Source organism: Mesorhizobium sp. C268A, from assembly GCF_040324475.1.
GTDB lineage: Bacteria > Pseudomonadota > Alphaproteobacteria > Rhizobiales > Rhizobiaceae > Mesorhizobium.
In genome coordinates this window covers 375,490-401,279 of sequence record NZ_JAMYVX010000003.1, presented here as the reverse complement: position 1 = coordinate 401,279, position 25,790 = coordinate 375,490, and the positions used below count along the sequence as shown (strand labels likewise).

Here is a 25,790-nt window from a genome sequence, read left to right as displayed (position 1 = left end):
ACCTAGCCGGTCAAGGCGATCCGCATCGCCTCGATGACGGTTACGGCGGACGCCGCGCCTGGATCCATATGGCCAAGCGAGCGTTCGCCGAGGCGGGAGGCCCGGCCCTTGGTGGCGATCATCGCCTTGGTCGCCTCCGCGCCGGCCTTTGCCGCCTCGGCTGCAGCCGCGAGGCTGCCGGCCAGCCCCTTGCCGGCGGCCAGTGCCTCGCCCGCAGCCGTCGCGGCCGGCGCCCACGCATCGATCATCGTCTTTTCGCCAGGCTCGGCCTTGCCGCGATCCTGAATGCCTCTGGCCATCGCTTGGAACATAGCGACCGCGTCGGCGTCGTCGAGCGTCGCCTTGCCCTTGACGGCGGCCGCGCCGCGCATGAATGCCGTGGCATAGAGCGGGCCCGAGGAGGCGCCGACGGCGTTGAGGAACGACTTCGCCGCCGTGTTCAGCAAGATGGTCGGATCGGTGGTGCCGGTATCCAATGCGGCCGCCGCATCGCGTGCCGCGGAAAATCCAAGCTCCATCGCAATGCCGTGGTCGGCATCGCCGATCACCCCGTCAAGCGCGCACAACCGATCCCGGTCGGCTGACATAGCGTCGGCGATGGCCGCGAACATCGCGGCAAGGCGGGTGGTGTCGATTGTCGTCATCTGTTGTTCCTTGCCGTCCCCAGTTTACCCGGCGCGAAACATGGCGCAGTCGCAAGGGTGGTCGAGCATCGTTTGCAACTCGTCGTCGAGGTGGTGCAGCGTGATCGAAGCGCCGGCCATTTCGAGCGAGGTGCAGTAATTGCCGACCCAGCTTGCGTGAATGGATACACCGATATCGTCAAGCCGCTGCTTCACGCGCCGGTTCATGATGTAGAGTTCCATCAGCGGTGTCGAACCCAGCGAATTGACCAGCACGGCGACCTTCTCGCCGCGTGCCGGCGCCATCTCGGCGAGAATCCTGTCCAGCATTTCGTCGGTGATCTCGTCGGCTGTTTTGAGTTTTCCGCGTGCGATGCCGGGTTCGCCATGGATGCCCATGCCGATCTCCATCTCGTCGGGTCCGATCTCGAAATTCGGCCGGCGGGTTTGCGGCAACGAACAGGGCGCCAATGCGACGCCCATGGTAAAGGTGTGGTCGTTGGCTTTCCCGGCAATGCGTTCGCATTCATCGAAGGACAACATGCGGTCGCAGGCGGCGCCTGTCGCCTTGAAGATGAAGAAGTTCCCTGCGACACCGCGCCGCTTGTGCCTGTCGCCAACGGGCGCGGAAGCGACGTCGTCGGTGCTCAGCACCGTACGCACCTCGATGTCGTCCATCGCGGCCATCTCGGCCGCCATGTCGAAATTCATGACGTCGCCGGCATAGTTGCCGTACATGAACAGCACACCGGCGCCGCCGCTCGCCGCCTTGGCGCATTCGAGGATCGGGTCGGGCGGCGGAGAGGCGAAGACATTGCCGATCGCCGCCGCGTCGGCCAGCCCCTTGCCGACGAAGCCGAGAAAACTCGGCTCGTGGCCCGAGCCGCCACCAATGACGAGGCCTACCTTGCCTTGGCGCGGTCCATCGCGGGCGATGATCGAGCGCGGGCTTCCGTCAACGGCTTTGAGATGGCGGGGATGCGCAGCCAGGATGCCTTCCAGCATCTCGTCGACGGCCCGATTGCCGTCATTGATGATCTTCTTGGTTTGCACCAACGTCCTCCCGATTTGGTATTTTCATAGATGATACCGGGCGTTATCAGGCTGCCTTCGGGCGAGGGCAGGGGCGCGATGCCCGCCAAACTGCCTCGATCGGCTTCGTAGCTGTTACCAGCCGTTCTGGCAGAAGCTAAGCGGACCGAAGTGCGCGGACAATGGCGCTGTAGTGTACAAGATCGCACCACGGCTTAGAAAAGGCGGTGGCTCCCCGGGCCGGATTCGAACCAGCGACCAACCGGTTAACAGCCGGTTGCTCTACCACTGAGCTACCGGGGAATAGAGGCTCTCATGTGAGTGGCGCAGCCTATAGCAAACCCTTTTCGGCTTTGCAAAGAAGCATTTCGCATTTTTTAGCGCATTTTCACCCAATGGTTTCTGGCAATCGCCGGATGACACCACATATGAGCCGTCTTGGGCGCCGTCGGACCTTGGTCGGCGGAACCTGAAAGGCGATTGCAGCCTTTAGCGCATATGGCTTTATCGAAGGCAACCGGATCGACTTTCGACATGACTGCAGCAGACGAAAACCAGGCACCGGCGCGGAAAATCTCGGTGTTCGGGCGCGAGTTCACCATGCCGCGCTCGCGCGGGCTGAGGATCGCCATCGGTATCGTGCTGGTGTTTTTCGGCCTTCTCGGTTTCCTCCCGATTCTCGGCTTCTGGATGATTCCGCTCGGCCTTTTGGTGCTTTCCTACGAATTTGCCGCGGTGCGCCGCCTGCGGCGCCGGTTCGTCGTCTGGTGGGAACGGCGTCGCCGGCCAAATTGAAAGCGATGGCGCGCGGTCCCGGTTCAGCGGACGCTTCGCTTCCAGCCCCTCGCAGACCTTCCCCTCGAATATCTCCTTGAGAACGGCAGCCCTGGTGTCAGCCGCGCGTTTACGGTGGAAGCCAGTTTGCACCCGCTGCGTAAAGCCGCGGGTTCGAGTTTCGCCGGTCGCGCAGCCATGCTTGAGGAGCGGCCAATATGCCGGTGCGCCAAGCGCTGAAACCGCTCGGGAACCACGTTGCGGCGGCTGATGAGGAAAGCGCGCCGGAATGCCGCGCGGACGCTTGACGACCTTTCGCTGCCACCATATTGAGTTCGCTCGCCGGGAGCGATGAGGCCTCGTGGCGGAGTGGTTACGCAGAGGACTGCAAATCCTTGCACCCCGGTTCGATTCCGGGCGAGGCCTCCAATCGCTTCAACTCCCGCATGCCGGGGGCTTGAGTTCCGGTCGAATGCGCCGCAGTGTCGGCGCGACAAGCGCATTTCAGCGCATTGGCTTTGACGGATTGGTTGGGACATGAGCGCTGATTTCTCCGAACTTCGCGTCAAGATGGTCGACGGCCAGGTCCGCACCACCGATGTGACCGACGCAGCATTGCTCGATGCCATGCTTGCCGTGCCGCGCGAGGCCTTTGTCGGGGCCGGCCGACAGGCTCTCGCCTATATCGACGAGGATATCCGCATCTCCGACGGCGCCAATGGCAGCGGTGCGCGCTACCTCATGGAGCCGTCGCCACTGGCCAAGCTTTTGCAGTTGGCCGAGATCGACGCCGGCGATTCGGTGCTCGATGTCGGCTGCGGCACCGGTTATTCCGCGGCGCTGCTGTCCAGGCTGGCCAAATCCGTCGTGGCGCTGGAAAGCGATACCACACTGGCGGAAGCAGCCAAAGCGGCGCTTTCGGCGCAGGGCTGCGATAACGTCACCGTGGTCACCGGCCCACTGCCGCTAGGTCATGCCGCCAAGGCGCCCTACAATGTGATTCTCATCGGCGGCAGCGTCGAGAAAGTGCCTGCGGCGCTGCTTGACCAGCTTGCCGAAGGCGGCCGGCTGGTGGCTGTGGAAGGGCAGGGCAATGCGGGCGTAGCTCGGCTCTTTTTCAATGCAGGGGGGGTTGTAACCGGAAGACGGGCATTTAATGCGGCAATTAAGCCACTACCCGGATTTGAACGCATTCATGCCTTCGAGTTCTAAGTGATTTTGCCTTGCAGCAAAGACTCTGTCATGTTGGCTTGCGATTGAACAATCGTTGCTGATTGGTTAACCGGGGTTTCGGGAGGCTGTCAGCGGGGGAACGATACATCGACGCGGCGCTGGCCGATCCCTAGGGATGGGCTGGCGTGGCGTGGTTCCCGTGCAAAACGAATGAGGGATATAAAGTGCCGTCCTTAGCCAAGAGTTTGTTTGTTACTGTCCTCATTTCCGCGACAGCGCTTTCGCCGATAGCCGCCTCGGCGGAAACCATTCTCGGCGCGCTTTCCAAGGCCTACCAGAACAATTCCTCGCTGAATTCGGCCCGTGCCGGCGTGCGCGTCACCGATGAGGGCGTGGCGATCGCCAAGTCGGGCTATCGCCCGGTGATCACTGGTTCGGCTGATATCGATTACACCTCCAGGCACCTAAACGGCAGGAACGCGAGCCTGGCATTGACCACCGGCAGCTTCGGCGTTCGGATTGATCAGACGCTGTTCGACGGCTTCCAGACCAAGAACAGGGTCGCGTCGGCCGCTGCACAGGTGAGGGCCTCGGTCGAGGGCCTGCGCAACACCGAAGAGAACACGCTGTTCAACGCGGCGAGCGCCTATATGGACGTGATTCGCGACCGCCAGGTGGCGGTGCTGACCGAACAGAACCTGCAGTTCCTGACCGAGCAGGCGCGCGCGGCACGCTCGCGCTTCGAGGTCGGCGAGGGCACGCGCACCGATGTGGCGCAGGCCGACGCGTCGCGTTCGGCCGCGGTGGCGCAATTGAGTGCCGCCCGTGCGCAGGCTCTGGCCAGTGCGGCAACCTATCATCAGATCGTCGGCGACGAGCCGGGCAAGCTCAAGGCCGCGTCGCCGTTGGCGAAGCTGTTGCCGAGGAGTCTCGAGGCGGCGATCGGCATTGCATCGAACGAGCATCCGGCCATCCTGGCCGCCCTACATTCCGTCGATGCAGCCGGATTTGATGTAAAGACGCAGGAGGGTGCGTTGCTGCCGCAGTTGACTGCCAGTGCCGGCCTTTCCCATGTCTATCAAAATACCGTACCTGGCGCGGGGGATTCGGACGGCGATTCCAATGCCGCCACCGTCGGCGCGACGCTGACCGTTCCGATCTATTCGGGCGGCCGTACCTCCGCACTCGTTCGTCAGTCGAAGGAATCGCTCAGCCAGGCTCGCATCGAGGTGGATGTCAGCCGTGACTCGGTGCGCCAGGCCGTGACCTCGGCATGGACGCAATACATCGCAGCGCGTGAAAGCGTCGACGCTAATCGGCAGGTGATCGCGGCCGCACAGTTGGCGCTCAACGGCGTCATCGAGGAGCGCAATGTCGGACAGCGCACCACGCTCGACGTGTTGAATGCCCAGAACGCCGTCATCTCGGCAAAGATCGACCTCGCCAGCTCCGAGCGCGATGTGGTTGTAGCGAGCTACGCCATCCTGTCGGCCATGGGCCGCCTGTCGGCCGATCGCCTGGCGTTGAATGTGGTGAAGTACAAGCCTGAAGAGCACTACAGAGCCGTCAAGGACAAATGGATCGGGCTGCGTACGCCGGACGGTCGTTGATCGCGACTGAGCGGTTCAAATCCCGCCAAGATTGAAAGTATCGTAGCGCCGCGCTTCCCAAGGATGCGCGGCGTTTGTCTTTTGTAGCCTAAATTGTTGAAATCCGGCGTCTTCCGAGATTGGGGATTCTCGGATGGCGATCCGTCGGCTACGCTGTCGCCATGATTCGTATCCGGCTTTGCCGGACAGGAATCCAGGAACGGGTCACTGCAGCGCCACGCGTCCGATGGATGCGCAAAGGAGGCTGTAGAACTTTGATTTTGCGCCTGATCCTCTTCGAAAATCGAAGATCGATTTTCGGGATCATGCGCGGGGGCGGCGGATGTGACGATGGCGACGGCAAGCAGCGCACAGCGCGAACCTTCCATGGAAGAAATACTGGCTTCCATCAGGAGGATCATCGAAGACAGCGACACAGGCCGCAAGCTGCCGGGCGACGCGGATGAGTTGCGCCAGGACGTTGTGCCGGCCGCCGGACCTGTTTCGGATGTCGAGGCCTTCCGCAGCGAATTGCACAGCTCGACCGAAAGCAAGAAGCCGGTGACGCTGGCCGAGGTGCAGGCCCAACTGGCCGAGCCGGTGGTTGCGCGGCTGGAGCCGCGCTCCGAGCCGTCGCCAGTGAAGCCGGCCATTGCGGCAAATGCCACGACCGCCGCGCCACCCGCGCATGCTCCGATGACATTGGCGGAAGTAAGCGCCAGGATAGCCAGTGAGCCAGCTCCCGCCGTCAGGGCAGAAGTTGCAGTGCGGGCAAAGGCGGAAACCACCGACTCGATCGTCACGGATTGGCGCCGCGAAATCGCGGCCGTTGGCAATCAGGCAAAACCGGCTGACACAGTACGGCGGCCCGAGATCAGGCAGCCGGAGATCAGGCAGCCAGAGACTGAAAATCGGCAGGCAGCAATCGCGGAGGTCGAGGCTTTCGAAGACGATCTCGCTGCCGAGCCGGCTTTCGAGCCTCATCCTTCGCGCAGCGAGCACGCGCGCCCGGCCGATACAACTCCGGTTCGGCCGGCGATCGTTTCGGAACATACGGGACGGCAGGTCGCTGCGGCCTTCGGCGAGCTCTCCGACGCCTTTGCCAGCCGCAGCAAGAAGACCTTCGACGAGATGGCCGAGGAGATGCTGCGGCCGATGCTGCAGGACTGGCTGGACAACAACCTTCCGACGCTGGTCGAGCGCCTGGTACGCGAAGAAATCGAGCGCGTCGCGCGCGGCGCGCAGTAGGCATTACCACAGCCCGTTCCGGATTAAAGCGCCGCCTTCGGGCGGAGCTTTCGCTGCAGGCCAGCTTCCGGCCGATGTCGCGAACACGATCAGGTTACCGTCGGGATCGCTGACGATGAAGGTGCAGGCATGGCCTTCCCGTTGAAATGACCAGGGCCCCGCCTATTTGCGTTGAAGGACTGAGGCAGCCCTCGCGGTTGACTTGGCCAAAACCTTCCGATTTACACCGGGTCAGCAAAACTCCCGACCGCGCGGACCACTTTCCCATGCTTGAAAAGACCTACGACGCCAAGACCGTCGAGCCCAAGATCGCCAAAATCTGGGAAGAGGCGGACGCATTTCGCGCCGGCGCCGGCGCCGAGGAGGGGGCGGAGGCCTTCACCATCGTCATCCCGCCGCCCAACGTCACCGGCTCGCTGCATATGGGCCACGCACTCAACAACACGCTACAGGACATACTCGTGCGCTTCGAGCGCATGCGCGGCAAGAACGTGCTGTGGCAGCCCGGCATGGACCATGCCGGCATCGCCACGCAGATGGTGGTCGAACGCCAGCTGATGGAAAAGCAGATACATCGCCGCGATCTTACCCGCGAACAGTTCATCGACAAGGTCTGGGAGTGGAAGGCCGAGTCCGGCGGCGCCATTTTCAACCAGCTGAAGCGGCTCGGCGCCTCGGCGGACTGGTCGCGCGAACGTTTTACCATGGATGAAGGCCTGTCCAAGGCCGTGCTCGAAGTATTCGTCAGCCTCTACAAGGAAGGGCTGATCTACAAGGACAAGCGCCTTGTGAACTGGGACCCGAAGCTGTTGACGGCGATCTCCGACCTGGAGGTCGAGCCCCAGGAGATCAACGGCAATCTCTGGCACTTCCGCTATCCGATCGAAGGCGAGACTTTCGATCCGGAAAATTCGGCGACCTTCATTACCGTGGCGACGACACGGCCCGAGACGATGCTTGGCGATACGGCGGTCGCCGTGCACCCGGACGACGAGCGCTACCGGCATCTGGTCGGGAAAAATGTCGTGCTGCCGATCGTCGGCCGGAAAATCCCGGTTGTGGCTGACGAGTATTCCGACCCGGAAAAGGGTTCCGGCGCGGTCAAGATCACGCCGGCGCACGACTTCAACGATTTCGAGGTCGGCAAGCGCCACAAGCTGCCGGCGATCAACATCCTGACCATCGAGGCGGCAATAACGCTCAGGGATAATGAGGATTTTCTCGCCGGGCTCGACGTGACGCCGGAGCGTCAGGCTGTCTGGGACGAGCTCGACGGTCTCGACCGTTTCGTCGCGCGCAAGAAAATCGTCGAGCTGATGGAGACCGGCGGCTTCCTCGACAAGATCGAGCCGCACCGCCACGCCGTGCCGCATGGCGACCGCGGCGGCGTGCCGATCGAGCCGTTTCTGACCGAGCAGTGGTATGCAAACGCCGCCGAGCTCGCCAAGCCGGCGATCGCATCGGTGCGTGAAGGCCGTACCAACTTCGTGCCGAAGAACTGGGAAAAGACCTATTTTGACTGGATGGAGAACATTCAGCCCTGGTGTATTTCACGCCAGCTGTGGTGGGGTCATCAGATCCCGGCCTGGTACGGGCCGGACGGCCGCGTCTTCGTCGAGAAGACCGAGGAAGAGGCGCTGGGCGCCGCGATTGAATATTATCTGGCGCTGGAAGGCCCGTGGAAGGCCTGGGTCGAGGACAAGCTCGAGACCTTCAAGCCGGGCGAAATCCTGAGCCGCGACGAGGATGTGCTCGACACCTGGTTCTCGTCCGCACTGTGGCCGTTCTCGACACTGGGCTGGCCGGATCACACGCCGGAGCTGAAGACCTATTACCAGACCGACGTGCTGGTGACCGGTTTCGACATCATCTTCTTCTGGGTCGCCCGGATGATGATGATGGGCCTGCATTTCATGCACGAGGAGCCGTTCCACACCGTCTATGTGCATGCGCTGGTGCGCGACAAGAACGGGCAGAAGATGTCGAAGTCGAAAGGCAACGTCATCGATCCGCTCGACCTCATCGACGAGTTTGGCGCCGATGCACTGCGCTTCACGCTGACGGTGATGGCGGCGCAGGGGCGCGACGTGAAGCTCGATCCGGCGCGCATCGCCGGCTACCGCAATTTCGGTACCAAGCTGTGGAACGCGACACGCTTTGCCGAGATGAACGAGGTCGCGCGCAATGACGATTTCTGGCTGAACGACGCCAAGTTGCCGGTCAACCGCTGGATCCTGACCGAATTGACCCGGGCGTCGCACGCGATCACCGAGGGCATCACCTCATACCGCTTCAACGAGGCGGCAGGGGCTGCCTACCGCTTCGTCTGGAACCTGTTTTGCGACTGGTATCTCGAACTGCTCAAGCCGGTGTTCATGGGCACTGACGAGGCGGCCAAAGCCGAAAGCCGCGCCTGCGTCGCCTTCGTGCTCGACGAGATCTACAAGCTGCTTCACCCCATGATGCCGTTCATGACGGAGGAGCTGTGGGCGCAGACGGCAGGTGAGGGCAGGACGCGCGCAACGCTGCTGTGCCACGCCGCCTGGCCGTCGCCCGACTTCGAGGACGCCGATGCAGCCGCCGACATCAACTGGCTGGTCGATCTGGTCTCCGGTATTCGCTCCGTGCGCTCTGAAATGAACGTGCCGCCGGCGGCGATCGCGCCGCTGGTGGTGGTCGGCGCCAGCGCCGAGACTCACCAGAGGCTGGAACGCCATGCGTCCGCCATCAAGCGGCTGGCGCGGGTCGGCGACATCTCGCTGCAGGACGCCGCACCCAAGGGCTCGGCCCAGATCGTGCTCAACGAGGCGACGATCTGCCTGCCGCTCGGCAGCCTGATCGATCTGTCCGCCGAGGCGGCGCGGCTGCAGAAGGAACTGGCCAAGGTGACCGAGGAAATCGCGCGGCTGCACAAGAAGCTGTCGAACGAACGGTTCGTCGCCAGCGCGCCGGAAGAGATCGTCGCGGCCGAGCGCGAAAAACTCGCGGAATACCGTGATCAGCAGGAGAAGCTTTCGGTGGCGTTGACCCGGGTGCGCGACGCCGGCTGAGTTGCCGGATTCGCGAGCCTCGGCGCGTGCTTCGCAGGGGCGCTGTTGCCCGAAAAACAGGCATTCCGCAGCGTTAATATTGACGTAAACGGAAAGTTTTGGCCCCATTGTTGCCATAATGTAACAATGGGGCCTAATGCCGGTAAAACAGCCGGGTTTTATACTGTTTAGAGCGGTTTTTCATGATTTTTTGCGCCGATTGCCGCTCAAATGGCCATTTTCCGGCATGCTTGCGCGGGTCGCCACTTTGTCCGAAATGCGTTCTGCAAGTGCGTACATGTACGCTATATCAATTCATTGTTGCACCGTTAACCCGAATTGGTTCTAGCTTGACGCACTGGAATTTCGGGGAGGACATTCATGAACAATTTGCGTTTGAAAACACTGCTGGGGGCGGGGTGTTTTTCGCTGGGCCTGATCGGTTCCGTACATGCCGGCGGTCTGGAGCGCGGCGGCTATGACATCGATCTGCTGTTCGATCCGGCGCAGGTCACGGGCGAGGTTACCGGCACCTATGTGATGCCGCAACGCGACCTGAAGAATGTGAAGGACATAGATCCGAACCCGCTTACAGGTGGTAGCGATCTTAGCGCCATGGGATACTCCAGCAGCGCCCGTGATACCGAAAGCTATTGGGTACCGAGCGTCGGCTTCAAGGCTGGTGTAGGCCCCGTCGATTGCCTTATCGACTACGGCCAACCGATCGGTGCGTATAGCAATCCCGGCGCCAATTGGGCCGGCGCGAACGGCAATGTCGTCACCAAGGTCAAGAGTGAAGCTGTAGGCGGAACCTGCTCGTACAAGATGGATCTGGGCAAAGGACAGTTTCGTTTCATCGGTGGCGTGTTCCACGAGGACGTCTCGGGCTACAAGGAACAGTTGGTGTCGCCAATTCCAGGGTTGCTTGGCATCGGTACCGGCATAGGCCGTCTCGATCTCAAGGGCGACGGTTATGGATGGCGCGCTGGTATTGCGTACGAGATTCCGGATATCGCGCTGCGCGCCAGCCTAGTGTACAACTCGGCGGTCAAGCTCAATAATTTGGACGGAACGCTCGATCTGACCGAGGTTCCTCTTCCGGGCAACCCGCTTTTGGGCAAGGTAACGGACGTCTCCGGATCTTCTCAGGTGCCCGACTCTTTGGAACTGAAACTGCAGTCCGGCATCGCGCCAGGATGGCTGGCTTTTGGATCCGTCAAGTGGGTCAACTGGAGCGTCCTGCAGAGCATTCCGTTTTGCCCGGTGGGCTCTCCAGAGTGCTCGACTACCAGCGATTACCGGGCCACGTCGCTTGATCTGCTCTATCGTGATGGCTGGACGGTTTCCGGCGGCATTGGCCACAAGTTCAATGATCAGTGGAGCGGCGCTGCCGTTCTGACCTGGGATCGTGGCACCAGCACGGGCCTCAGCGCTCAGACCGATACCTGGACGGTCAGCGGTGGCGTGGCTTACACGCCGACCCAGAACATCGAGGTACGTCTTGGTGGGGCACTGGGTGTTCTTACGAGCGGATCGATCCATCCAGTCGTGGGCGAAGATGGCGTCACCTACGGTACAGATTACACAGCAGACTTCGGCAACGATCTGGTCTCCGCAGTTTCGACCTCGTTGAAGGTGAAGTGGTAAGCCTTTCAAATTGAAGACAAAAGGCCGGGCACTGCCCGGCCTTTTCTTTTGGAGAACAGCGCCGTGTCGTGCCGACAGGCGCCAGCGTTGCAAATCCGTCGCATCACTTTCACCTCTCGTAATTGTGACGTTTTGGCAACAGTTCCAGACCAACCCCCGCGCTACAGCCCCGCCCGACCAAATTGCCCATTTCCCGCCATAAACCCGGCGCACCTCGAATTTGTCTCGGGACACGCGCCAGAAGGCTCGGCGATGAGGCAGGCCGCACCGCCCGCGGCAAGGAAGAGTATGGACGCCAAAGTCATTTCCAAGGCCAAGCTGCCTAGCCGCCATGTGACCGTTGGTCCGGCGCGTGCGCCGCATCGTTCGTATCTCTATGCGATGGGGTTGTCGGCAGCCGAGATCGCGCAGCCGCTGGTCGGCGTTGCTTCCTGCTGGAACGAGGCGGCGCCTTGCAACATCTCGCTGATGCGCCAGGCGCAAGTGGTCAAGAAAGGTGTCGCGGCCGGCAACGGCACGCCGCGCGAATTCTGCACCATCACCGTCACCGACGGCATCGCCATGGGCCACCAGGGCATGAAGTCGTCGCTGGTGTCGCGCGATGTCATCGCCGATTCGGTCGAACTCACCATGCGCGGCCATTGCTACGATGCGCTGGTCGGCCTTGCCGGCTGCGACAAGTCGCTGCCCGGCATGATGATGGCCATGGTGCGGCTCAACGTGCCGTCGATCTTCATCTATGGCGGCTCGATCCTGCCGGGCTCCTATCGCGGCCGCCAGATCACTGTGCAGGACGTGTTCGAGGCGGTCGGCCAGCATTCGGTCGGCACGGTCAGCGATGCCGAACTGCTCGAGATCGAGCAGGCGGCGTGTCCGTCCGCCGGCTCCTGCGGGGCCCAGTTCACAGCCAACACCATGGCCACCGTCGCCGAGGCGATCGGCCTGGCGCTGCCGTACTCCTGCGGCGCGCCGGCGCCTTACGAGATGCGCGACCGCTTCAATTTCGCCTCCGGCGAAAAGATCATGGAGCTGATCGCCAAGAACATCCGGCCGCGCGACATCGTCACGCTGAAGGCGCTGGAGAATGCGGCGACCGTGGTCTCGGCCACCGGCGGCTCGACGAATGCGGCTTTGCACCTGCCGGCGATCGCGCATGAGGCAGGCATCAAGTTCGACCTGTTCGACGTTGCCGCGATTTTCGAGAAGACGCCTTACATCGCCGACCTCAAGCCGGGCGGCAAATATGTCGCCAAGGACATGTTCGAGGCCGGCGGCATTCCGCTGTTGATGAAGACGCTGCTCGACCATGGCTATCTGCATGGCGACTGCATGACCGTGACTGGCCGTACTTTGGCCGAAAACATGGAGCATGTTGCCTGGAATGATAGCCAGGATGTGGTCCGTCCCGCCAACCGACCAATCACCCAAACCGGCGGTGTCGTGGGCTTGAAGGGCAACCTTGCCCCCGAAGGCGCGATCGTGAAGGTCGCGGGCATGACGGAGCTGAAATTCTCAGGCCCGGCACGCTGTTTCGATTCGGAAGAGGAATGTTTCGAGGCGGTCACGCACCGCAACTACAGGGAAGGCGAAGTTCTCGTCATCCGCTACGAGGGTCCGCGCGGCGGTCCGGGCATGCGCGAGATGCTGTCGACGACGGCGGCGCTCTACGGCCAGGGCATGGGCGGCAAGGTGGCCCTCATCACCGACGGCCGTTTTTCGGGCGCGACACGCGGGTTCTGCATCGGCCATGTCGGGCCCGAAGCAGCCGTTGGCGGCCCGATCGGGCTCTTGAAAGACGGCGACGTGATCTCGATCGACGCGACCAAAGGCACGATCGAGGTCGACCTGTCCGAGGCTGAACTGGCAACGAGGGCGAAGGCCTGGAAGGCGCGCACGACCGACTACCAGTCGGGCGCGATCTGGAAATATGCACAGACGGTAGGGCCTGCCCGCGACGGCGCGGTCACCCATCCCGGCGGTGCCAAAGAAACACATTGCTATGCGGATATCTGAGTTGTTGAGGTCGTCTGTCCTTCCGGCACTGGTCGCTGTTGCGATCTTTGGCGCCGTGAGCCAGGCCATGGCCTTCGACGACAAGGTGTTCGACGACAAGACCGGCGTGAAGCCGCAATCGAGCCCGTGGGCCGTGTTCCAGTTCGGCTTCTCCGCTTACAAGAGCGGCCACAAGGAACAGGCGGTCGAGGCCTATAAATACGCCGCCGAAAACGGCCAGATCGGCGCCACCTGGAAGCTCGCCCGCATGTATGCCGAAGGCGACGGCGTGACGCGCGACGACTACGCGGCGTTCAAATTCTTCTCCGAGATCGTCGATCAGGATGTCGAGCCGGGTTCGCCGGAGGAAAGCTATGTCTCCGACGCGCTGGTGGCGCTGGGCGACTATCTCCGGACAGGCATCCCCGGCAGCCCGGTCGAGGAAAACGAGGTCGCGGCGCAGGAATATTACATGCGTGCGGCCGCCAATTACCGCAACCCGAACGCCCAGTTCGAGATGGGCCAGATGTTCCTGAAGGGCGAGGGCGGCGTCAAGGCCAGCGTCAAGCAGGCCGGCCGCTGGTTCCAGCTCGCCGCCGAAAAAGGCCATGCCGGCGCCCAGGCGACGCTTGGCAATCTTCTGTTCCAGAGCGGCAAGATCGTGCGCGGGCTGGCCATGATGACCGCCGCGCTCGAACGCGCCTCGCCGAGCGACCAGCCGTGGATCCGCGGCATGCAGGAAGAGGCATTTGCCGCCGCCGGCGAAGCCGACCGCCGCACTGCGATTTCGCTTGCCGACGATATTCTCACCAAGGGCGGCGGCGACCAGTGAAATTGCCAATCTCCCCCCTTGAGGGGGAGATGCCCGGCAGGGCAGAGGGGGGCGCTGTCCCGCTGGCATTTCAGTTGACTAAAGTTTGCCCGGGTTGGACTGAGAAGGTGAGCTTGTTTGACCGAAAGGTCGCGTTTCTTCGCGCCCCCCTCTGGCTTGCCGGCCATCTCCCCCTCAAGGGGGAAATTAGCTCACATCCATCAGTTCTCGGTGAGTTCCGCCGGCGCCGCTCTGTGTACCGGCATCGAGATCGGCGTGACGTGCAGATGCGGCTTCATCGTGCTGTCGGGGCAGCTGTCGCCGATCTTGGTCCATGAGGTGTTGTTGAGCACCAGGTCGCAGCGGGCCATATGGCTCTTGTCTGAAACCGTCAGGCAGGTGACCTGGCCGACCTGGTAGGACTTGCCATTGGCCAGGCACTGCTGGTCGGCAAGTGCCGCTGCAGGAGAGGCCATGGCAAATGCCAGGCCGATCGGGCAAAGGAGGAATCGTAGTGCCATGGAACCCCAGCCGCCATGCTGACCTCTGACTGAATGGCGCGATTGTGGCGACATCAGGGTTTCGGCTGATATCAGGCCGGCAGCAGCGCCAGATCGATCGCCACCGGCACATGGTCGGAAGGCTTTTCCCAGGCGCGCACGTGCTTTTCAATCGAGGCCGAGGAAAAGCGGTTGGCGGCTTCGGGCGACAACAGCAGATGGTCGATGCGGATGCCGTTGTTCTTCTGCCAGGCACCGGCCTGGTAATCCCAGAAGGTGTAGACGTCGGCCGCATCGGTGACGGCGCGCACCGCCTCGGTAAAGCCGAGATTCTTCAGTCGCCGGAAGGCCTGCCGCGTCTGCGGCTGGAACAGCGCATCGCCAAGCCAGTTCTCGGGGAAGCGCGCATCGACCGGCTCGGGGATGACATTGTAGTCGCCGGCCAGCACCAGCGCCTCCTCCAGAAGCAGCCGCTGCTCGGCCCAGCGATGCAGCCGCTCCATCCAGGCCAGCTTGTAAGGAAATTTCTTCTCGTCATCGATGGGATTGCCGTTGGGCAGATAGAGCGAGGCGACGCGCAGCGCGCCCTGGTCGGTCGAGAACACGCCCTCGATGAAGCGCGCCTGCTCGTCGGCGTCATCACCGGGCAGGCCTCTGATAACCTCGTCGAACGGAAGTTTCGACAGTAGGGCGACGCCGTTAAAGCCCTTCTGGCCATGGGTTTCCACGTTGTAGCCAAGCGCCTCGATCTCGGCGCGCGGGAACTGCTCGTCGACCGACTTGATCTCCTGCAGGCAGACGATGTCGGGCTGGCTTTCGCTCAGCCAGTGGGTGAGGTTGCCGATGCGGGCGCGAATGCCGTTTATGTTCCAGGTAACGATTTTCATGGGCGGCCTCAGGGATGTTCGGGCGAAAGACGTTCGACAAGCCCGATCGTATTGCCTGCCGGGTCCTTTAGAAAGGCCATCCACTCGCTTTCCCCCGCCGTTCCGAACGTGCCTTCGGTGTCGTTGTGGACGAGCGCCGGCGGTGCGGTGAAGGGAACGCCGGACGCTTTCGCCTCGGCGTGGAAGGCTTCGAGCCCGGCTATATCGAGATAGACGGTGCCGGCCGGAACGCCATCGGTGAACAGCAACCTGATATCACCGGCCATGATGAAGGCGATGCCCGGCGGATCGTAGCGGGCGTGAACGTTGAGGCCGAGCACATCGCGCCAGAAGGCCAGCGTCACGTCGAGATCGCGCCCGGCCGACAGTGCGACCTGACGGACCGCGCCGACGCCGGACATCTGCCTAGATGGAGAAACTGGTGCCGCAGCCGCAGGAGGCGACTGCATTGGGGTTGCGGATCTGGAACGATTGGCCCATCAGATCGTCGACGAAGTCGATCACCGAGCCGCCCATATAGACCAGCGACAAATCGTCGATCAGCACGGTGGCGCCGTCCTTTTCGATGGCGACGTCGTCGTCGTTGCGCGTATTGACCAGGTCGAACTTGTAGGAAAAGCCGGAGCAGCCGCCGCCCTCTACGGAGACGCGCAGCGCCGTCTTGCCGGCCTCGCCAGAGACGATTTTCGCGATCCGCCTGGCGGCGGACTCGGTCATCTCGACTTTCATGGCAGTCTTGGCATCAGCGCCCATGGGCGTCACCTTGCTTTCAGTTTCACATGATAGGTATGAAGCGGGAAGGGGCAAGTCAACTGCGGCGGCATCAGCCATGACAAATGAGCTTGGCGACATTGGGTTCGGCTATCGGCCGCGCGCGGCCTATGCCAGCGACCCAGCCAGGTCGCGCGGGCGGCTCTATGACGAGGTCGAGAGCCCGACTCGCACGCCATTCCAGCGCGACCGTGACCGTATCATTCATTCGACTGCCTTCCGCCGCCTGAAGCACAAGACGCAGGTGTTCGTCGCCCATGAAGGAGATCACTACCGCACCCGGCTGACGCATTCGATCGAGGTGGCGCAGATTGCGCGGGCTCTGGCGCGAGCGCTGCGCGGCGACGAGGATCTGGCCGAGGCGGTCGCCTTGGTGCACGATTTCGGTCACACGCCGTTCGGCCATACCGGCGAGGACGCGCTGAACGAGCGGATGGCCCAATGGGGCGGCTTCGACCACAATGCGCAGTCGCTGCGCGTGGTGACGCGGCTGGAGCGGCGCTATGCCGAGTTCGACGGGCTGAACCTGACCTGGGAAACGCTGGAAGGCCTGGTGAAGCACAATGGCCCGCTGACCGACGCCAAGGGAAAAGGGCTCAAAGGCCCGGTGCCGCAGGCGATCCGCGACTATTCCGAGTTGCACGACCTCGAACTCGACCATTTCGCCGGCATCGAGGCGCAATGTGCTGCGATCGCCGACGATATCGCCTACAACACCCATGACATCGACGACGGCCTGCGCTCCGGCTTCCTGACCTTGGAAATGCTGGAAACGGTGGCGCTGCCGGGATCGATCCTGGCAAGCGTGCGCGCGCGCTATCCGGGCCTGGACGATGTGCGCACCGGCCATGAGCTGATGCGCCGGCAGATCACGATGATGGTCGAGGACGTCATTGTTTCCACCACCGCCAATCTGGAGCGCATCAAGCCTGACAGCGCCGAAGCGGTGCGGGCGGCGGGCGAGACGATGGTGACCTTTTCCGCAGACATGGCGGCGACCGAGAAGGATTTGAAGACCTTTCTTTACAAGCATCTCTACCGGCATGACGAGGTGATGCGCGTTCGCATTGAGGCCGAGCAGATCGTGCGCGACCTGTTCGATGTCTATTTCGCCGATCCGCGCGCCATGCCGGACGGCTGGCGGGAGGGGCTCGACCGGGCGGAGGACCGCATCAAGGCGCGCAGCGTCGCCGATTTCCTGGCGGGGATGACGGATACCTACGCCTTGAAGGAACACCGCCGTCTGTTTGACCATACGCCCGATTTAAGCTAGGGCGGGCGCGATTTGCCGGCCAATGAGCCGGTTCCCCTGCACAGTCCGCCAGAGCAAGACCCATGAACATCTTCGCCGATTTCAGCGCGCGAATCACAAAAGCCGTCGAAGCGCTTGATTTGAAAGACAGTAATGGCGTTTCGCCCGACCTGTCGCGCATCGCCGTCGAGCCGCCGCGCGACGCCAGCCATGGCGATCTCGCCACCAATGCGGCGATGGTACTGGCCAAGCCGACAGGGCACAACCCGCGGGCGCTGGCCGAGCGGCTGGTGGAAGTGCTGCGCAGCGACGCCGATGTTGCCGAAGCCGACGTCGCCGGTCCCGGCTTCGTCAATCTCCGGCTCAAGGACGCTTTCTGGCAGGCACATCTGACCGCGGTGCTCGGCGAGGGGCAAAACTACGGCCGCTCGACCATTGGTGGCGGCAAGAAGACCAATGTCGAATATGTCTCGGCCAATCCGACCGGGCCGATGCATGTCGGCCATTGCCGGGGCGCGGTTGTCGGCGACACGCTCGCCAATCTGATGGCCTTCGCCGGCTATGACGTCACCAAGGAATACATCATCAACGACGCCGGCGCGCAGATCGACGTGCTCGGGCGTTCGGCCTTCCTGCGCTACCGCGAAGCGCTGGGCGACGACATTGGCGAGATACCGGCCGGCCTCTATCCCGGCGATTACCTTGTGCCGGTCGGTCAGGCGCTGGCTGCCGAATTTGGCCGCAAGCTCTTGCAGATGCCCGACGATGAGTCGCTGGCAATCGTCAAGGACCGCACGATCGACGCCATGATGGTGATGATCCGCGAGGATCTGGCGTTGCTCAATGTGCATCACGACGTTTTCTTCTCCGAGCGCACGCTGCATGCCGACAATGCCAAAAAAATCCGCTCGGCGATCAACGATCTGACGCTGAAAGGCCATATCTACAAGGGCAAGCTACCGCCGCCCAAGGGCGAGAAGCCGGACGACTGGGAAGACCGCGAGCAGACGCTGTTTCGCTCGACGGCGGTCGGCGACGACATGGACCGGGCGCTGGTCAAGTCCGACGGCTCGTTCACCTATTTCGCCGCCGACGTCGCCTATCTCAAGGACAAGGTCGACCGCGGTTTCGTCGGCCTGATCTATGTGCTGGGCGCCGACCATGGCGGCTACGTCAAGCGGCTGGAAGCGCTGGCGCGGGCGATTGCAGGCGATGATCTGAAGCTGCAACTCACGGTGCTGCTGTGCAATCTGGTGAAGCTGTTTCGCGATGGCGAACCGGTTCGGATGTCGAAGCGGTCGGGCGACTTCGTGACCTTGCGCGAAGCGGTGGAGGAGGTGGGCCGCGATGCGATCCGCTTCATGATGCTCTACCGCAAGAGCGACGCGCCGCTCGACTTCGATTTCGCCAAGGTCACCGAACAGTCCAAGGACAATCCCGTGTTCTACGTGCAGTACGCTTCGGCGCGCTGTCATTCGGTGTTCCGGCAGGCGAGCGAGCAACTGGGCGAGGCCAATTTCGACCGCAACAGCCTGGCCGCGGCCTCGGCGTCGCTCACCGATGAGGGCGAGATCGGCCTGATCCGGAAGCTGGCTGAATATCCCCGGTTGGTCGAATCTGCGGCCCTTGCGCTGGAGCCGCACCGGCTGGCATTCTACCTCTACGATCTGGCTTCCAGCTTCCATGGACACTGGAATCGGGGCACCGAGAATGCCGACTTACGTTTTGTTAAGGTTAACGACCGACAATTGACTCATGCCAGACTAGGGCTGGTGCAGGCTGTTTCGGATGTTTTGACCTCCGGCCTGACGCTGATTGGGGCTGATGCGCCCACTGAGATGCGTTAGGTTTAACTAAAACACCTGTCACCATTTGCCCACATTGCGCTGGTAAGGGCCAACCCTACGCGACGTCCATGGCGTCCGAATGAGTGCGAGTTCGGGAACAATAATGGCAGACAGAACCCAGCTGAGAGTAGCCGACAACAACGACATCGCCGAAGATGATCCGTTCGCTGAACTGACCAGGATCATGGGTTTCGATCCGCGCCAGCCGGTCAAGCCGCAGGCGCCAGCCGTCGAGACGGCTGCGGACGAGGGCGATTTCGACATCGACCTCGAGAAGGAGTTGATGGGCGAATTCGGCGATGAAGTCGGTTCCAGGGAGGCCAGCCAGCCAGCTCCCGAGGTTCACCAGCCTGCCGCTGAGCCCTACGAACCTGCTGCCGAGATTCGCGAGCCGGCTTTCGAAACCACCGATGCCGCGATGGACGATGCGCTGGCTGCTTCGCTGGAATATGATTTCGTCTTCGACGATGCCACCGATCTGGATTTCGGCGCTGCCCCGCAGGCTGCGGCTGCTCCCGTTGAACCCTCGGTTGCCGAACCTTGGTTTGCCGAGCCCGCATCCGACGAAGCTGCATTCGATCACGATTTCGACAATGCCGTGGCCAGTTCACTGGAAAACGTATCGCCGCTCGAAGACGACCTGCCGATGGATGACGAGCTTGCCGCTTCGCTCGAGCAGGGGTTGCTGCTCGATGACGATGCGACCGTCGCCCATGCCGCAGATGTCGCGCAGGTTGCTGCTGCGCCTGCCGACGATCTCGCGTTCGACGATGATTTCGACAATGCCGTCTCGATGTCGCTGGAAGACGAGCTGACGCTGGACGGTCCTGCGCCGGCGCAGGACCAGTATGCCGCGCCAGTAGCCGAGGCGCCGATCCATACCTTCGACGCCGTCGGCTCCGCCGACCACGCTGTTGCCGACGAGGATTTTGCGGGTCATTTCGATGACGCGATGGCCGATGTCGACATGGACTTTGCGGCCCAGGATTTTGCAGCCCAGGATTTTGCAGCCCAGGATTTTGCGGCCGAGCATTTCGAGCCTCAGGCTTTCGAGGCTCAGCCTGTTGAGGCCGAGGATCCGGAAGAGCGCGATCTGGATGTCAGCGATCTGCAGGCCAGCGCGCCGGTTGAGATGGATGCGCCGGAAGTGGACGAGACGCCGGCCTGGACCGTGGAGGCCAGCCCCTCTCATGAGACTGCGCACGAAGCATTCGACGATTTCGATCTGAGCATCGATGATGCGCTTGCCGATCACGAGCCGGTGGCCGAGACCGCACCCGCTCCGGTTCAGCCAACTCCGGTCGCACCAGCCTATGTGGCGCCTACCAATATGGCGACCCCGGCCGCTCCGGTCGCTGACGAACGGACGTTGGAAGATGAACTCAACGCGCTGCTTGGCGCCATGACCACACCACGCCCGGCGCCAGTCGCCCCGATTCCGGTGGTCACCGAGCCCACCAGGGCTGCCGCCATCGAGCCCACCAGGACTTATGAGCCGGTTGCCCCGGTGCAGCGGTCCGTCGCGACGCCGGTCGCTCCGGTCGATAATCTCGACTGGGACCTGGACGAACACGCGCCTGCTCCTCAGGAGGCCCAGGCGGACGATGCCGATTTCGACGATCTGCTTGCCGGCGAACTTGAAGGCCATGTGCCCGAGATCGAGTTCGATGATCACGCCTTCGACGCGGCGCTGGCCAAGGGCATCGATCTCGGTCATGACGATACGGCAGCACCGGTCGCTGGCGATTGGCGCTCGACGCCGCCGGAGCCGGCGCGTTCGTGGAGCCGCGTGACTCCCACCCCGGCCCAGCCTTCCTTTGCAGCGCAGCCGCAACCTTCTTTTGCAGCGCAGCCGCAAGCTTCTTTTGCAGAAAAGCCGTCCATGCCGCCGGCGGCAGCGCCAAGCTATCGCGACCAGCCGGTTGCCGCTGCTGCCTATGTGGCGCCGACGCCATCGCGCCAGGCGCCGCCTCAGGCCTATGACGAGATGCCGGATGTCGAGACGGTCGATGTGCCGGAGCGTGTGGTGGCGATTGCCGACGACCTCGACATTCCAGAACTCAGCTTCGAGCAAGACGAGCCGGCCGCCTATGACGACATCGACGCCGAATTCGCCGGCATGCTCAACGACATGAACGCGGTGGAAGTGGCGCCGCCCACTGCCGCACGCAGTGCCGGCTATGATGACGATTCCTACAGTTCCAGCTTCAGTTCGGGCCACGAGCTCGACCAGCGCGCCTATGCGGCGCGGCCAGCCGAAGTGCTTGCAGCCACGCAAGCTCACCACGCCGATGCCGCCGGCGGCTTCGACATGGACGATCTGCCCGGCAGCCAGCCGGTTTCGCAGGCCGACGATTTCGCGGTCGACGAACTCGACTACGATCCGGATCTGGACGAGGCAATGGCGGTGCCGGGCCTCGCCGAGCAGGAAGCCGCACGGCCGCGCAGGAGCGGGCTGCTGGTCGCGGGGGTCGTTGCTGCGGTTGCGATTGCCGGCGGCCTTGGCGCCTTCGCCTTGTCGTTCGGCGGCAAGGGCGGCAGCGATGCGCCGGTCATTGTCAAAGCCGACAACAGGCCGATCAAGGTCAAGCCCGAAAATCCGGGCGGCGCCGTGGTGCCGAACCAGGACAACAAGGTTTATGATGCGGTCGCCAAGGGCACCAAGCCGGCCGAGCCGGTTCAGGAGAAGCTGGTCACCAACACCGAAGAGCCGGTCGATGTGAAGGCGCAGGAGCCTGAAAGCCGCGTCGTCGATCTGTCGCCCGACGATACTGCCCCAGGCCCCGACGCTGCCGGCAACCCCGAAGCTGCCGTCAACCCCGACGCTGCCGGCAACCCCGACGCGGCTGTCGCGCCGGCGCCAAAATCCGAGGACCGCATTGCGCAGGTGCTGCAGGAAGCCGAGAAGAACCCCGATACGGTCGCCGTTGCCCCGCGCAAGGTGCGGACCATGGTGGTCAAGCCCGACGGCTCGTTGGTGGCACGCGAGGACTCGACGCCGGCCGCGCCGCAGGTTGCGGCGACTGAGCCGCTTGACCCGGCGCCGCAGCACGTCGCCCCTTCGGCCGATGCCGAGCAGACCGGCACCGTGGCGCCTGCCGATCAGGCAAATAGCGACCAGGCAAGTGCCGAGACCGCCAAGCCGGTCAAGCCGGTGAAGCCGGCGGCTGCGCCGAAGGCTGAGACCCAGTCCGCCAACACGCCGCAGACGGTTGCCGTGGCGCCGCAGCGCCCGTCCGACCAGCCGGTCGACGTGGTCGGCGAGGTCAAGCCCGACCAGGTTGCCTCCATCCCGGCGACGGCTTCGACATCGGGCGGTTCGTGGTCGATGCAGATCGCTTCGCAGCCGACGGTCGAAAGCGCCCAGGCCAACTACGCCGACCTGCAGCGCCGCTATGGAAATGTGCTCGCCGGTCGCACCGCCAACATCGTCAAGGCGGAGATCGCCGGCAAGGGCACCTTCTACCGTGTCCGGGTGCCTGCGCAATCGCGCAACGATGCGATCAATCTGTGCACCAGCTACAAGGCTGCCGGCGGCAACTGCTTCGTGTCTCGGTAAGGCCGGATCCAATTATCAGAGCCGGTGCGTTCCCAAGGGTCGCGCCGGCTTTTTCATGTGGATGGGCGAGAGGTTGAGGCGCTTGCCGTCCGGGGAGATTCCCTTTGCCGGCGCGAAGCCCTAAACTGGTGGAATGACCGAATCAAAATCCATGATCCTCGGCTGTGCCGGGAAATCGCTGACCCGCGAAGAAATCCGTTTCTATCGCAATGAATGCCCGTGGGGCTTCATCCTGTTTGCGCGCAACATCGGCGAAACCGAGCAGATCCGCGATCTGGTCGCCGAAATGCGCGACTGTATCAGGCGCCCCGATGCGCTGGTGTTCATCGACCAGGAAGGTGGCCGGGTGCAGCGCCTGCGGCCGCCGCTGGCGCCGAACTATCCCGCCGGCGGCGCGCTCGGTGCATTGTGGCGCAAGGACCATGATGCCGGCACCCGCGCTGCCTGGCTGATGGCGCGGCTGCACGCCTTCGACCTGTTACGCTACGGTATCTCTGCCGATTGCCTGCCGGTGCTGGACGTGCCGATCGAGGGCGCCAGCGACGTCATCGGCGCGCGCGCCTATGGCAAGGAGCCGCGCCCGGTCATCGAACTCGGCCGCGCGGCGGCGGAAGGGCTGATGTCGGGCGGCGTGCTGCCGGTCGTGAAGCACATTCCGGGTCACGGGCGCGCCTTTGCCGACACGCATTTCGAACTGCCTGTGGTCGATGCCTCGCTGAGCGACCTGCAGCGGCATGATTTCGCCCCTTTCCGCGAGCTTAGCCATCTGCCGATGGCGATGACGGCGCATGTCGTCTATAGCGCCATCGATCCGAACAACCCGGCGACCACGTCAGGCAAGGTCATCGACGAGATCATCCGCCGCGAGATCGGCTTCGACGGGCTGTTGATGAGCGACGACACCTCGATGAAGGCACTTTCTGGGGATTTCCCGACAAAGGCGGCCTCGATCCTTGCGGCGGGCTGCGATCTGGTCCTTCACTGCAATGGCGTTTTCGAGGAGATGGCGGGCATCGCATCGCGAACCACGGGACTTGAAGGGACATCGCTGGAGCGCGCCAAGCGGGCGCTGACCTATATAAGGGATCGCGACCGGGCCGACGAAACCGAGATACGCGCCGAGTTTGCCACCTATTTCGATGCGGTGGCCTAGAGACGGATGATTTCAGGTCTGTTCGACCTGAAATCTGAATCCGTCTCTAAATTAGATAGAGAGAGCATGATGTCGTCCGAAAACCGCTTCACACTTTTCGGCATCATGCTCTAACCAGAGGTAAAGGAACAAGTGGCGGAGACATTGGACAGCAAGGCTGCGAAGGCCGCACCGATGGACCGTCTGTGGGCCGAGAACGACGATTCACGGGTCACCGGCGACCCGTCGCTTGTCGTCGACGTCGCCGGGTTCGAAGGTCCGCTCGACCTCTTGCTGCATCTCGCCCGCAACCAAAAGGTCGATCTGTCGCGGATTTCCATCTTGGCGCTGGTCGAGCAGTATCTGACCTTCGTCGAGACGGCGAGGGCGCTAAGGCTTGAGCTTGCCGCCGACTACCTGGTGATGGCGGCGTGGCTGGCCTTCCTCAAGTCGAAGCTCCTCATCCCCAAGCAGCCCGGCGAGGAAGGCGAAAGCGGCGAGGAACTGGCCGCGGTGCTGCAGTTCCGGCTGAAGCGTCTGGAGGCCATGCGCGACGCCTCGGCAAGGCTGGTCAACCGCAACCGGCTCGGCCGCGACGTGTTTGCACGCGGCATGCCTGAAATGGTCATCGTCGAGAAGCGTAACGCCTATTCGGCCTCGCTCTACGATTTGCTCACCGCCTATGCGCAGCAGCGCCAGAAACAGGCGATCACCAATGTGACAATTGCCCGGCGTGGCGTGTGGTCGCTCAAGGATGCGCGCGATATCCTGACCCGGCTGATCGGCTCGCTGCGCGACTGGACGGCGCTGGACAGCTATCTGATCAATTACCTGACCAGCCCGGACGAACGGCGTACCGCGATTGCCAGCTCGTTCGCGGCGTCGCTGGAACTGGTGCGCGAAGGCAGCATCGAGATGCGACAGGACCAGGTGTTCGCGCCGCTCTATCTGCGCGGCCGCGCGCAACCAATCAAGGCAGTCGAGGTGGCATCATGAGCGAACGCGCCAACGCTTCGGTCATTCCGTTCAAGGTCGAAGAAGAGACCGAGGAGGGCATTATCGCCCAGGACCCGACTGATACCCTGCTTCTGAATCCTGGCGAACGGCTGCATATGGCCGAAGCCATACGCATGGCCGAGGCGATCGTGTTCGCCAGCGCCGAGCCGGTCAGCGAAAAGCAGCTCGCAGCCAGATTGCCCGATGGCATCAGCATTGCCGCTGCCATGGCTGAGCTGCAGCAGATCTATGCGCGGCGCGGCGTCAATCTGGTTCGGGTCGGCGATGCCTGGGCGTTCCGTACCGCCGGCGATCTCGCCTTCCTGATGAGCCGCGACACTGTGCAGCAGCGCAAGCTGTCGCGCGCCGCGCTCGAAGTGCTGGCGATCATCGCCTACCACCAGCCGGTGACGCGCGCCGAGATCGAGGACATCAGAGGCGTCGAGACCTCGAAGGGCACGCTGGATACGCTGCTCGAAACGGAATGGGTGCGCATGCGCGGCCGCCGCCGCACGCCCGGCCGTCCCGTCACCTACGGCACGACAGACACTTTCCTCGACCATTTCGCACTGGAGGAGATCCGCGATCTTCCCGGGATGGACGAACTGAAGGGGGCAGGGCTGCTCTCCGGCCGCATGCCGTCGAATTTCGCCATCCCGTTGCCGCCGGCCGATCCGGACGCGCTGACCGAGGACGAGGATGCGTTGACCGACATCGATCTCGAGGAACTTGGCCTGCTGACGCCGCGCGTCACGGAAGATTGACCGCAAGCCGCTGTCAAAAAGCTGCATTGCTGCGGTAGATGCGCCGATTGGTAGCGGGCAGCTTTGCCGAAAATGCGTGACATAAGCCGCGCCTTCATAAACTTTGTCGCTGTTGTGTTTGAATCCCAACGCGAAAACGCATAGATCATCGCCAGGGAAAACAT

21 protein-coding genes and 2 tRNA genes are annotated in these 25,790 nt (G+C 62.9%); 15 read left to right on the top strand and 8 right to left on the bottom strand.

The genetic code is table 11. From position 1 onward, the window contains the following. Positions 1 to 2 precede the first annotated feature (2 nt). The 3 genes from dhaL to NKL06_RS28840 all read right to left on the bottom strand — a co-directional run bounded on the left by dhaL (position 3) and on the right by NKL06_RS28840 (position 1,958). Positions 3 to 644 carry a dihydroxyacetone kinase subunit DhaL gene (gene dhaL / locus NKL06_RS28850; RefSeq protein ID WP_023691091.1) on the bottom strand — a complete coding sequence of 214 codons (642 nt, stop codon included), beginning with the start codon at positions 642 to 644 and terminating at the stop codon, positions 3 to 5. A 24-nt stretch (positions 645 to 668) separates the two neighbouring features. Continuing rightward, positions 669 to 1,676: a dihydroxyacetone kinase subunit DhaK gene (locus NKL06_RS28845; RefSeq protein WP_023691092.1), complete on the bottom strand. Its 1,008-nt coding sequence runs from the start codon at positions 1,674 to 1,676 to the stop codon at positions 669 to 671. A gap of 207 nt (positions 1,677 to 1,883) precedes the next feature. After that, positions 1,884 to 1,958 (bottom strand) — tRNA-Asn (locus NKL06_RS28840). A gap of 231 nt (positions 1,959 to 2,189) precedes the next feature. Between NKL06_RS28840 and NKL06_RS28835 the strand changes: the two genes are divergently transcribed. The 4 genes from NKL06_RS28835 (at position 2,190) to NKL06_RS28820 (ending at position 5,212) form a co-directional block, all read left to right on the top strand. Then, positions 2,190 to 2,450: a PGPGW domain-containing protein gene (locus NKL06_RS28835; protein WP_027050334.1), complete on the top strand. Its 261-nt coding sequence runs from the start codon at positions 2,190 to 2,192 to the stop codon at positions 2,448 to 2,450. Positions 2,451 to 2,784: 334 nt separating this feature from the next. Further along, positions 2,785 to 2,858, top strand: a tRNA-Cys gene (locus NKL06_RS28830). Positions 2,859 to 2,966: 108 nt separating this feature from the next. Continuing rightward, entirely contained in the window at positions 2,967 to 3,641 is a 675-nt protein-coding gene (locus NKL06_RS28825) for a protein-L-isoaspartate O-methyltransferase family protein (protein ID WP_023691094.1), read from the top strand. Between the two features lie 185 nt (positions 3,642 to 3,826). Next, entirely contained in the window at positions 3,827 to 5,212 is a 1,386-nt protein-coding gene (locus tag NKL06_RS28820) for a TolC family outer membrane protein (RefSeq protein WP_023691095.1), read from the top strand. On the opposite strand, the gene NKL06_RS28815 is transcribed toward NKL06_RS28820, so the two are convergent. Beyond that, positions 5,158 to 5,601: a hypothetical protein gene (locus NKL06_RS28815; RefSeq protein WP_198018639.1), complete on the bottom strand. Its 444-nt coding sequence runs from the start codon at positions 5,599 to 5,601 to the stop codon at positions 5,158 to 5,160. The genes NKL06_RS28820 and NKL06_RS28815 overlap by 55 nt on opposite strands. On the opposite strand from NKL06_RS28815, the gene NKL06_RS28810 reads away from it, so the two are divergent. The 5 genes from NKL06_RS28810 to NKL06_RS28790 all read left to right on the top strand — a co-directional run bounded on the left by NKL06_RS28810 (position 5,543) and on the right by NKL06_RS28790 (position 13,939). Continuing rightward, positions 5,543 to 6,439, top strand: coding sequence for a PopZ family protein (locus NKL06_RS28810; RefSeq protein WP_023691096.1), 897 nt, complete (start codon positions 5,543 to 5,545; stop codon positions 6,437 to 6,439). The genes NKL06_RS28815 and NKL06_RS28810 overlap by 59 nt on opposite strands. Before the next feature lie 266 nt (positions 6,440 to 6,705). Beyond that, a complete protein-coding gene (locus tag NKL06_RS28805) occupies positions 6,706 to 9,489 on the top strand; it encodes a valine--tRNA ligase (protein ID WP_023691097.1) in 2,784 nt (927 codons plus the stop codon). A gap of 360 nt (positions 9,490 to 9,849) precedes the next feature. Next, the gene (locus tag NKL06_RS28800) at positions 9,850 to 11,115 is read left to right on the top strand and encodes an OmpP1/FadL family transporter (RefSeq protein WP_023691098.1); all 1,266 of its coding nucleotides are present in this window, start codon (positions 9,850 to 9,852) and stop codon (positions 11,113 to 11,115) included. A gap of 288 nt (positions 11,116 to 11,403) precedes the next feature. Continuing rightward, complete coding sequence (ilvD, locus tag NKL06_RS28795) at positions 11,404 to 13,128, top strand: dihydroxy-acid dehydratase (protein ID WP_023691099.1); 1,725 nt, start codon at positions 11,404 to 11,406, stop codon at positions 13,126 to 13,128. Continuing rightward, a complete protein-coding gene (locus NKL06_RS28790; RefSeq protein WP_023691100.1) occupies positions 13,115 to 13,939 on the top strand; it encodes a tetratricopeptide repeat protein in 825 nt (274 codons plus the stop codon). Before ilvD ends, NKL06_RS28790 begins: the two co-directional genes overlap by 14 nt. 200 nt (positions 13,940 to 14,139) lie before the next feature. Here NKL06_RS28790 and NKL06_RS28785 read toward each other — a convergent pair whose 3' ends face one another. From NKL06_RS28785 to erpA, 4 genes are all read right to left on the bottom strand, one after another. After that, positions 14,140 to 14,394, bottom strand: coding sequence for a hypothetical protein (locus tag NKL06_RS28785; RefSeq protein WP_245260192.1), 255 nt, complete (start codon positions 14,392 to 14,394; stop codon positions 14,140 to 14,142). Between the two features lie 116 nt (positions 14,395 to 14,510). After that, positions 14,511 to 15,305, bottom strand: a complete 795-nt coding sequence (gene xth / locus NKL06_RS28780) for an exodeoxyribonuclease III (protein WP_023667698.1) — start codon at positions 15,303 to 15,305, stop codon at positions 14,511 to 14,513. Positions 15,306 to 15,313: 8 nt separating this feature from the next. Continuing rightward, a complete protein-coding gene (locus NKL06_RS28775) occupies positions 15,314 to 15,706 on the bottom strand; it encodes a VOC family protein (protein ID WP_023691101.1) in 393 nt (130 codons plus the stop codon). A gap of 4 nt (positions 15,707 to 15,710) precedes the next feature. Further along, positions 15,711 to 16,058: an iron-sulfur cluster insertion protein ErpA gene (gene erpA, locus NKL06_RS28770; protein WP_031199080.1), complete on the bottom strand. Its 348-nt coding sequence runs from the start codon at positions 16,056 to 16,058 to the stop codon at positions 15,711 to 15,713. A 76-nt stretch (positions 16,059 to 16,134) separates the two neighbouring features. Between erpA and NKL06_RS28765 the strand changes: the two genes are divergently transcribed. From NKL06_RS28765 to scpB, 6 genes are all read left to right on the top strand, one after another. After that, positions 16,135 to 17,349, top strand: coding sequence for a deoxyguanosinetriphosphate triphosphohydrolase (locus NKL06_RS28765; RefSeq protein WP_023691103.1), 1,215 nt, complete (start codon positions 16,135 to 16,137; stop codon positions 17,347 to 17,349). Between the two features lie 62 nt (positions 17,350 to 17,411). After that, a complete protein-coding gene (argS, locus tag NKL06_RS28760) occupies positions 17,412 to 19,175 on the top strand; it encodes an arginine--tRNA ligase (protein ID WP_023681655.1) in 1,764 nt (587 codons plus the stop codon). Between the two features lie 103 nt (positions 19,176 to 19,278). After that, entirely contained in the window at positions 19,279 to 22,734 is a 3,456-nt protein-coding gene (locus NKL06_RS28755; RefSeq protein ID WP_023691104.1) for an SPOR domain-containing protein, read from the top strand. Between the two features lie 133 nt (positions 22,735 to 22,867). Further along, complete coding sequence (gene nagZ, locus NKL06_RS28750; protein ID WP_023691105.1) at positions 22,868 to 23,887, top strand: beta-N-acetylhexosaminidase; 1,020 nt, start codon at positions 22,868 to 22,870, stop codon at positions 23,885 to 23,887. Positions 23,888 to 24,061: 174 nt separating this feature from the next. Next, entirely contained in the window at positions 24,062 to 24,862 is an 801-nt protein-coding gene (locus NKL06_RS28745; protein ID WP_023667690.1) for a segregation and condensation protein A, read from the top strand. Then, positions 24,859 to 25,626 carry an SMC-Scp complex subunit ScpB gene (gene scpB / locus NKL06_RS28740; protein WP_023667689.1) on the top strand — a complete coding sequence of 256 codons (768 nt, stop codon included), beginning with the start codon at positions 24,859 to 24,861 and terminating at the stop codon, positions 25,624 to 25,626. Before NKL06_RS28745 ends, scpB begins: the two co-directional genes overlap by 4 nt. The last annotated feature ends 164 nt before the right edge of the window (positions 25,627 to 25,790 follow it).

Coding starts and splice junctions, on each gene's coding strand:
- NKL06_RS28825 (WP_023691094.1), top strand. CDS start 2,967: ATGAGCGCTGATTTCTCCGAACTTCGCGTCAAGATGGTCGACGGCCAG.
- ilvD (WP_023691099.1), top strand. CDS start 11,404: ATGGACGCCAAAGTCATTTCCAAGGCCAAGCTGCCTAGCCGCCATGTG.
- NKL06_RS28775 (WP_023691101.1), bottom strand. CDS start 15,706: ATGTCCGGCGTCGGCGCGGTCCGTCAGGTCGCACTGTCGGCCGGGCGC.
- NKL06_RS28755 (WP_023691104.1), top strand. CDS start 19,279: ATGGCAGACAGAACCCAGCTGAGAGTAGCCGACAACAACGACATCGCC.
- NKL06_RS28835 (WP_027050334.1), top strand. CDS start 2,190: ATGACTGCAGCAGACGAAAACCAGGCACCGGCGCGGAAAATCTCGGTG.
- NKL06_RS28800 (WP_023691098.1), top strand. CDS start 9,850: ATGAACAATTTGCGTTTGAAAACACTGCTGGGGGCGGGGTGTTTTTCG.
- NKL06_RS28765 (WP_023691103.1), top strand. CDS start 16,135: ATGACAAATGAGCTTGGCGACATTGGGTTCGGCTATCGGCCGCGCGCG.
- NKL06_RS28810 (WP_023691096.1), top strand. CDS start 5,543: ATGGCGACGGCAAGCAGCGCACAGCGCGAACCTTCCATGGAAGAAATA.
- NKL06_RS28815 (WP_198018639.1), bottom strand. CDS start 5,601: ATGGAAGCCAGTATTTCTTCCATGGAAGGTTCGCGCTGTGCGCTGCTT.
- NKL06_RS28785 (WP_245260192.1), bottom strand. CDS start 14,394: ATGGCCTCTCCTGCAGCGGCACTTGCCGACCAGCAGTGCCTGGCCAAT.
- argS (WP_023681655.1), top strand. CDS start 17,412: ATGAACATCTTCGCCGATTTCAGCGCGCGAATCACAAAAGCCGTCGAA.
- NKL06_RS28790 (WP_023691100.1), top strand. CDS start 13,115: ATGCGGATATCTGAGTTGTTGAGGTCGTCTGTCCTTCCGGCACTGGTC.
- NKL06_RS28745 (WP_023667690.1), top strand. CDS start 24,062: ATGGACCGTCTGTGGGCCGAGAACGACGATTCACGGGTCACCGGCGAC.
- erpA (WP_031199080.1), bottom strand. CDS start 16,058: ATGGGCGCTGATGCCAAGACTGCCATGAAAGTCGAGATGACCGAGTCC.
- NKL06_RS28805 (WP_023691097.1), top strand. CDS start 6,706: ATGCTTGAAAAGACCTACGACGCCAAGACCGTCGAGCCCAAGATCGCC.
- dhaL (WP_023691091.1), bottom strand. CDS start 644: ATGACGACAATCGACACCACCCGCCTTGCCGCGATGTTCGCGGCCATC.
- scpB (WP_023667689.1), top strand. CDS start 24,859: ATGAGCGAACGCGCCAACGCTTCGGTCATTCCGTTCAAGGTCGAAGAA.
- nagZ (WP_023691105.1), top strand. CDS start 22,868: ATGACCGAATCAAAATCCATGATCCTCGGCTGTGCCGGGAAATCGCTG.
- xth (WP_023667698.1), bottom strand. CDS start 15,305: ATGAAAATCGTTACCTGGAACATAAACGGCATTCGCGCCCGCATCGGC.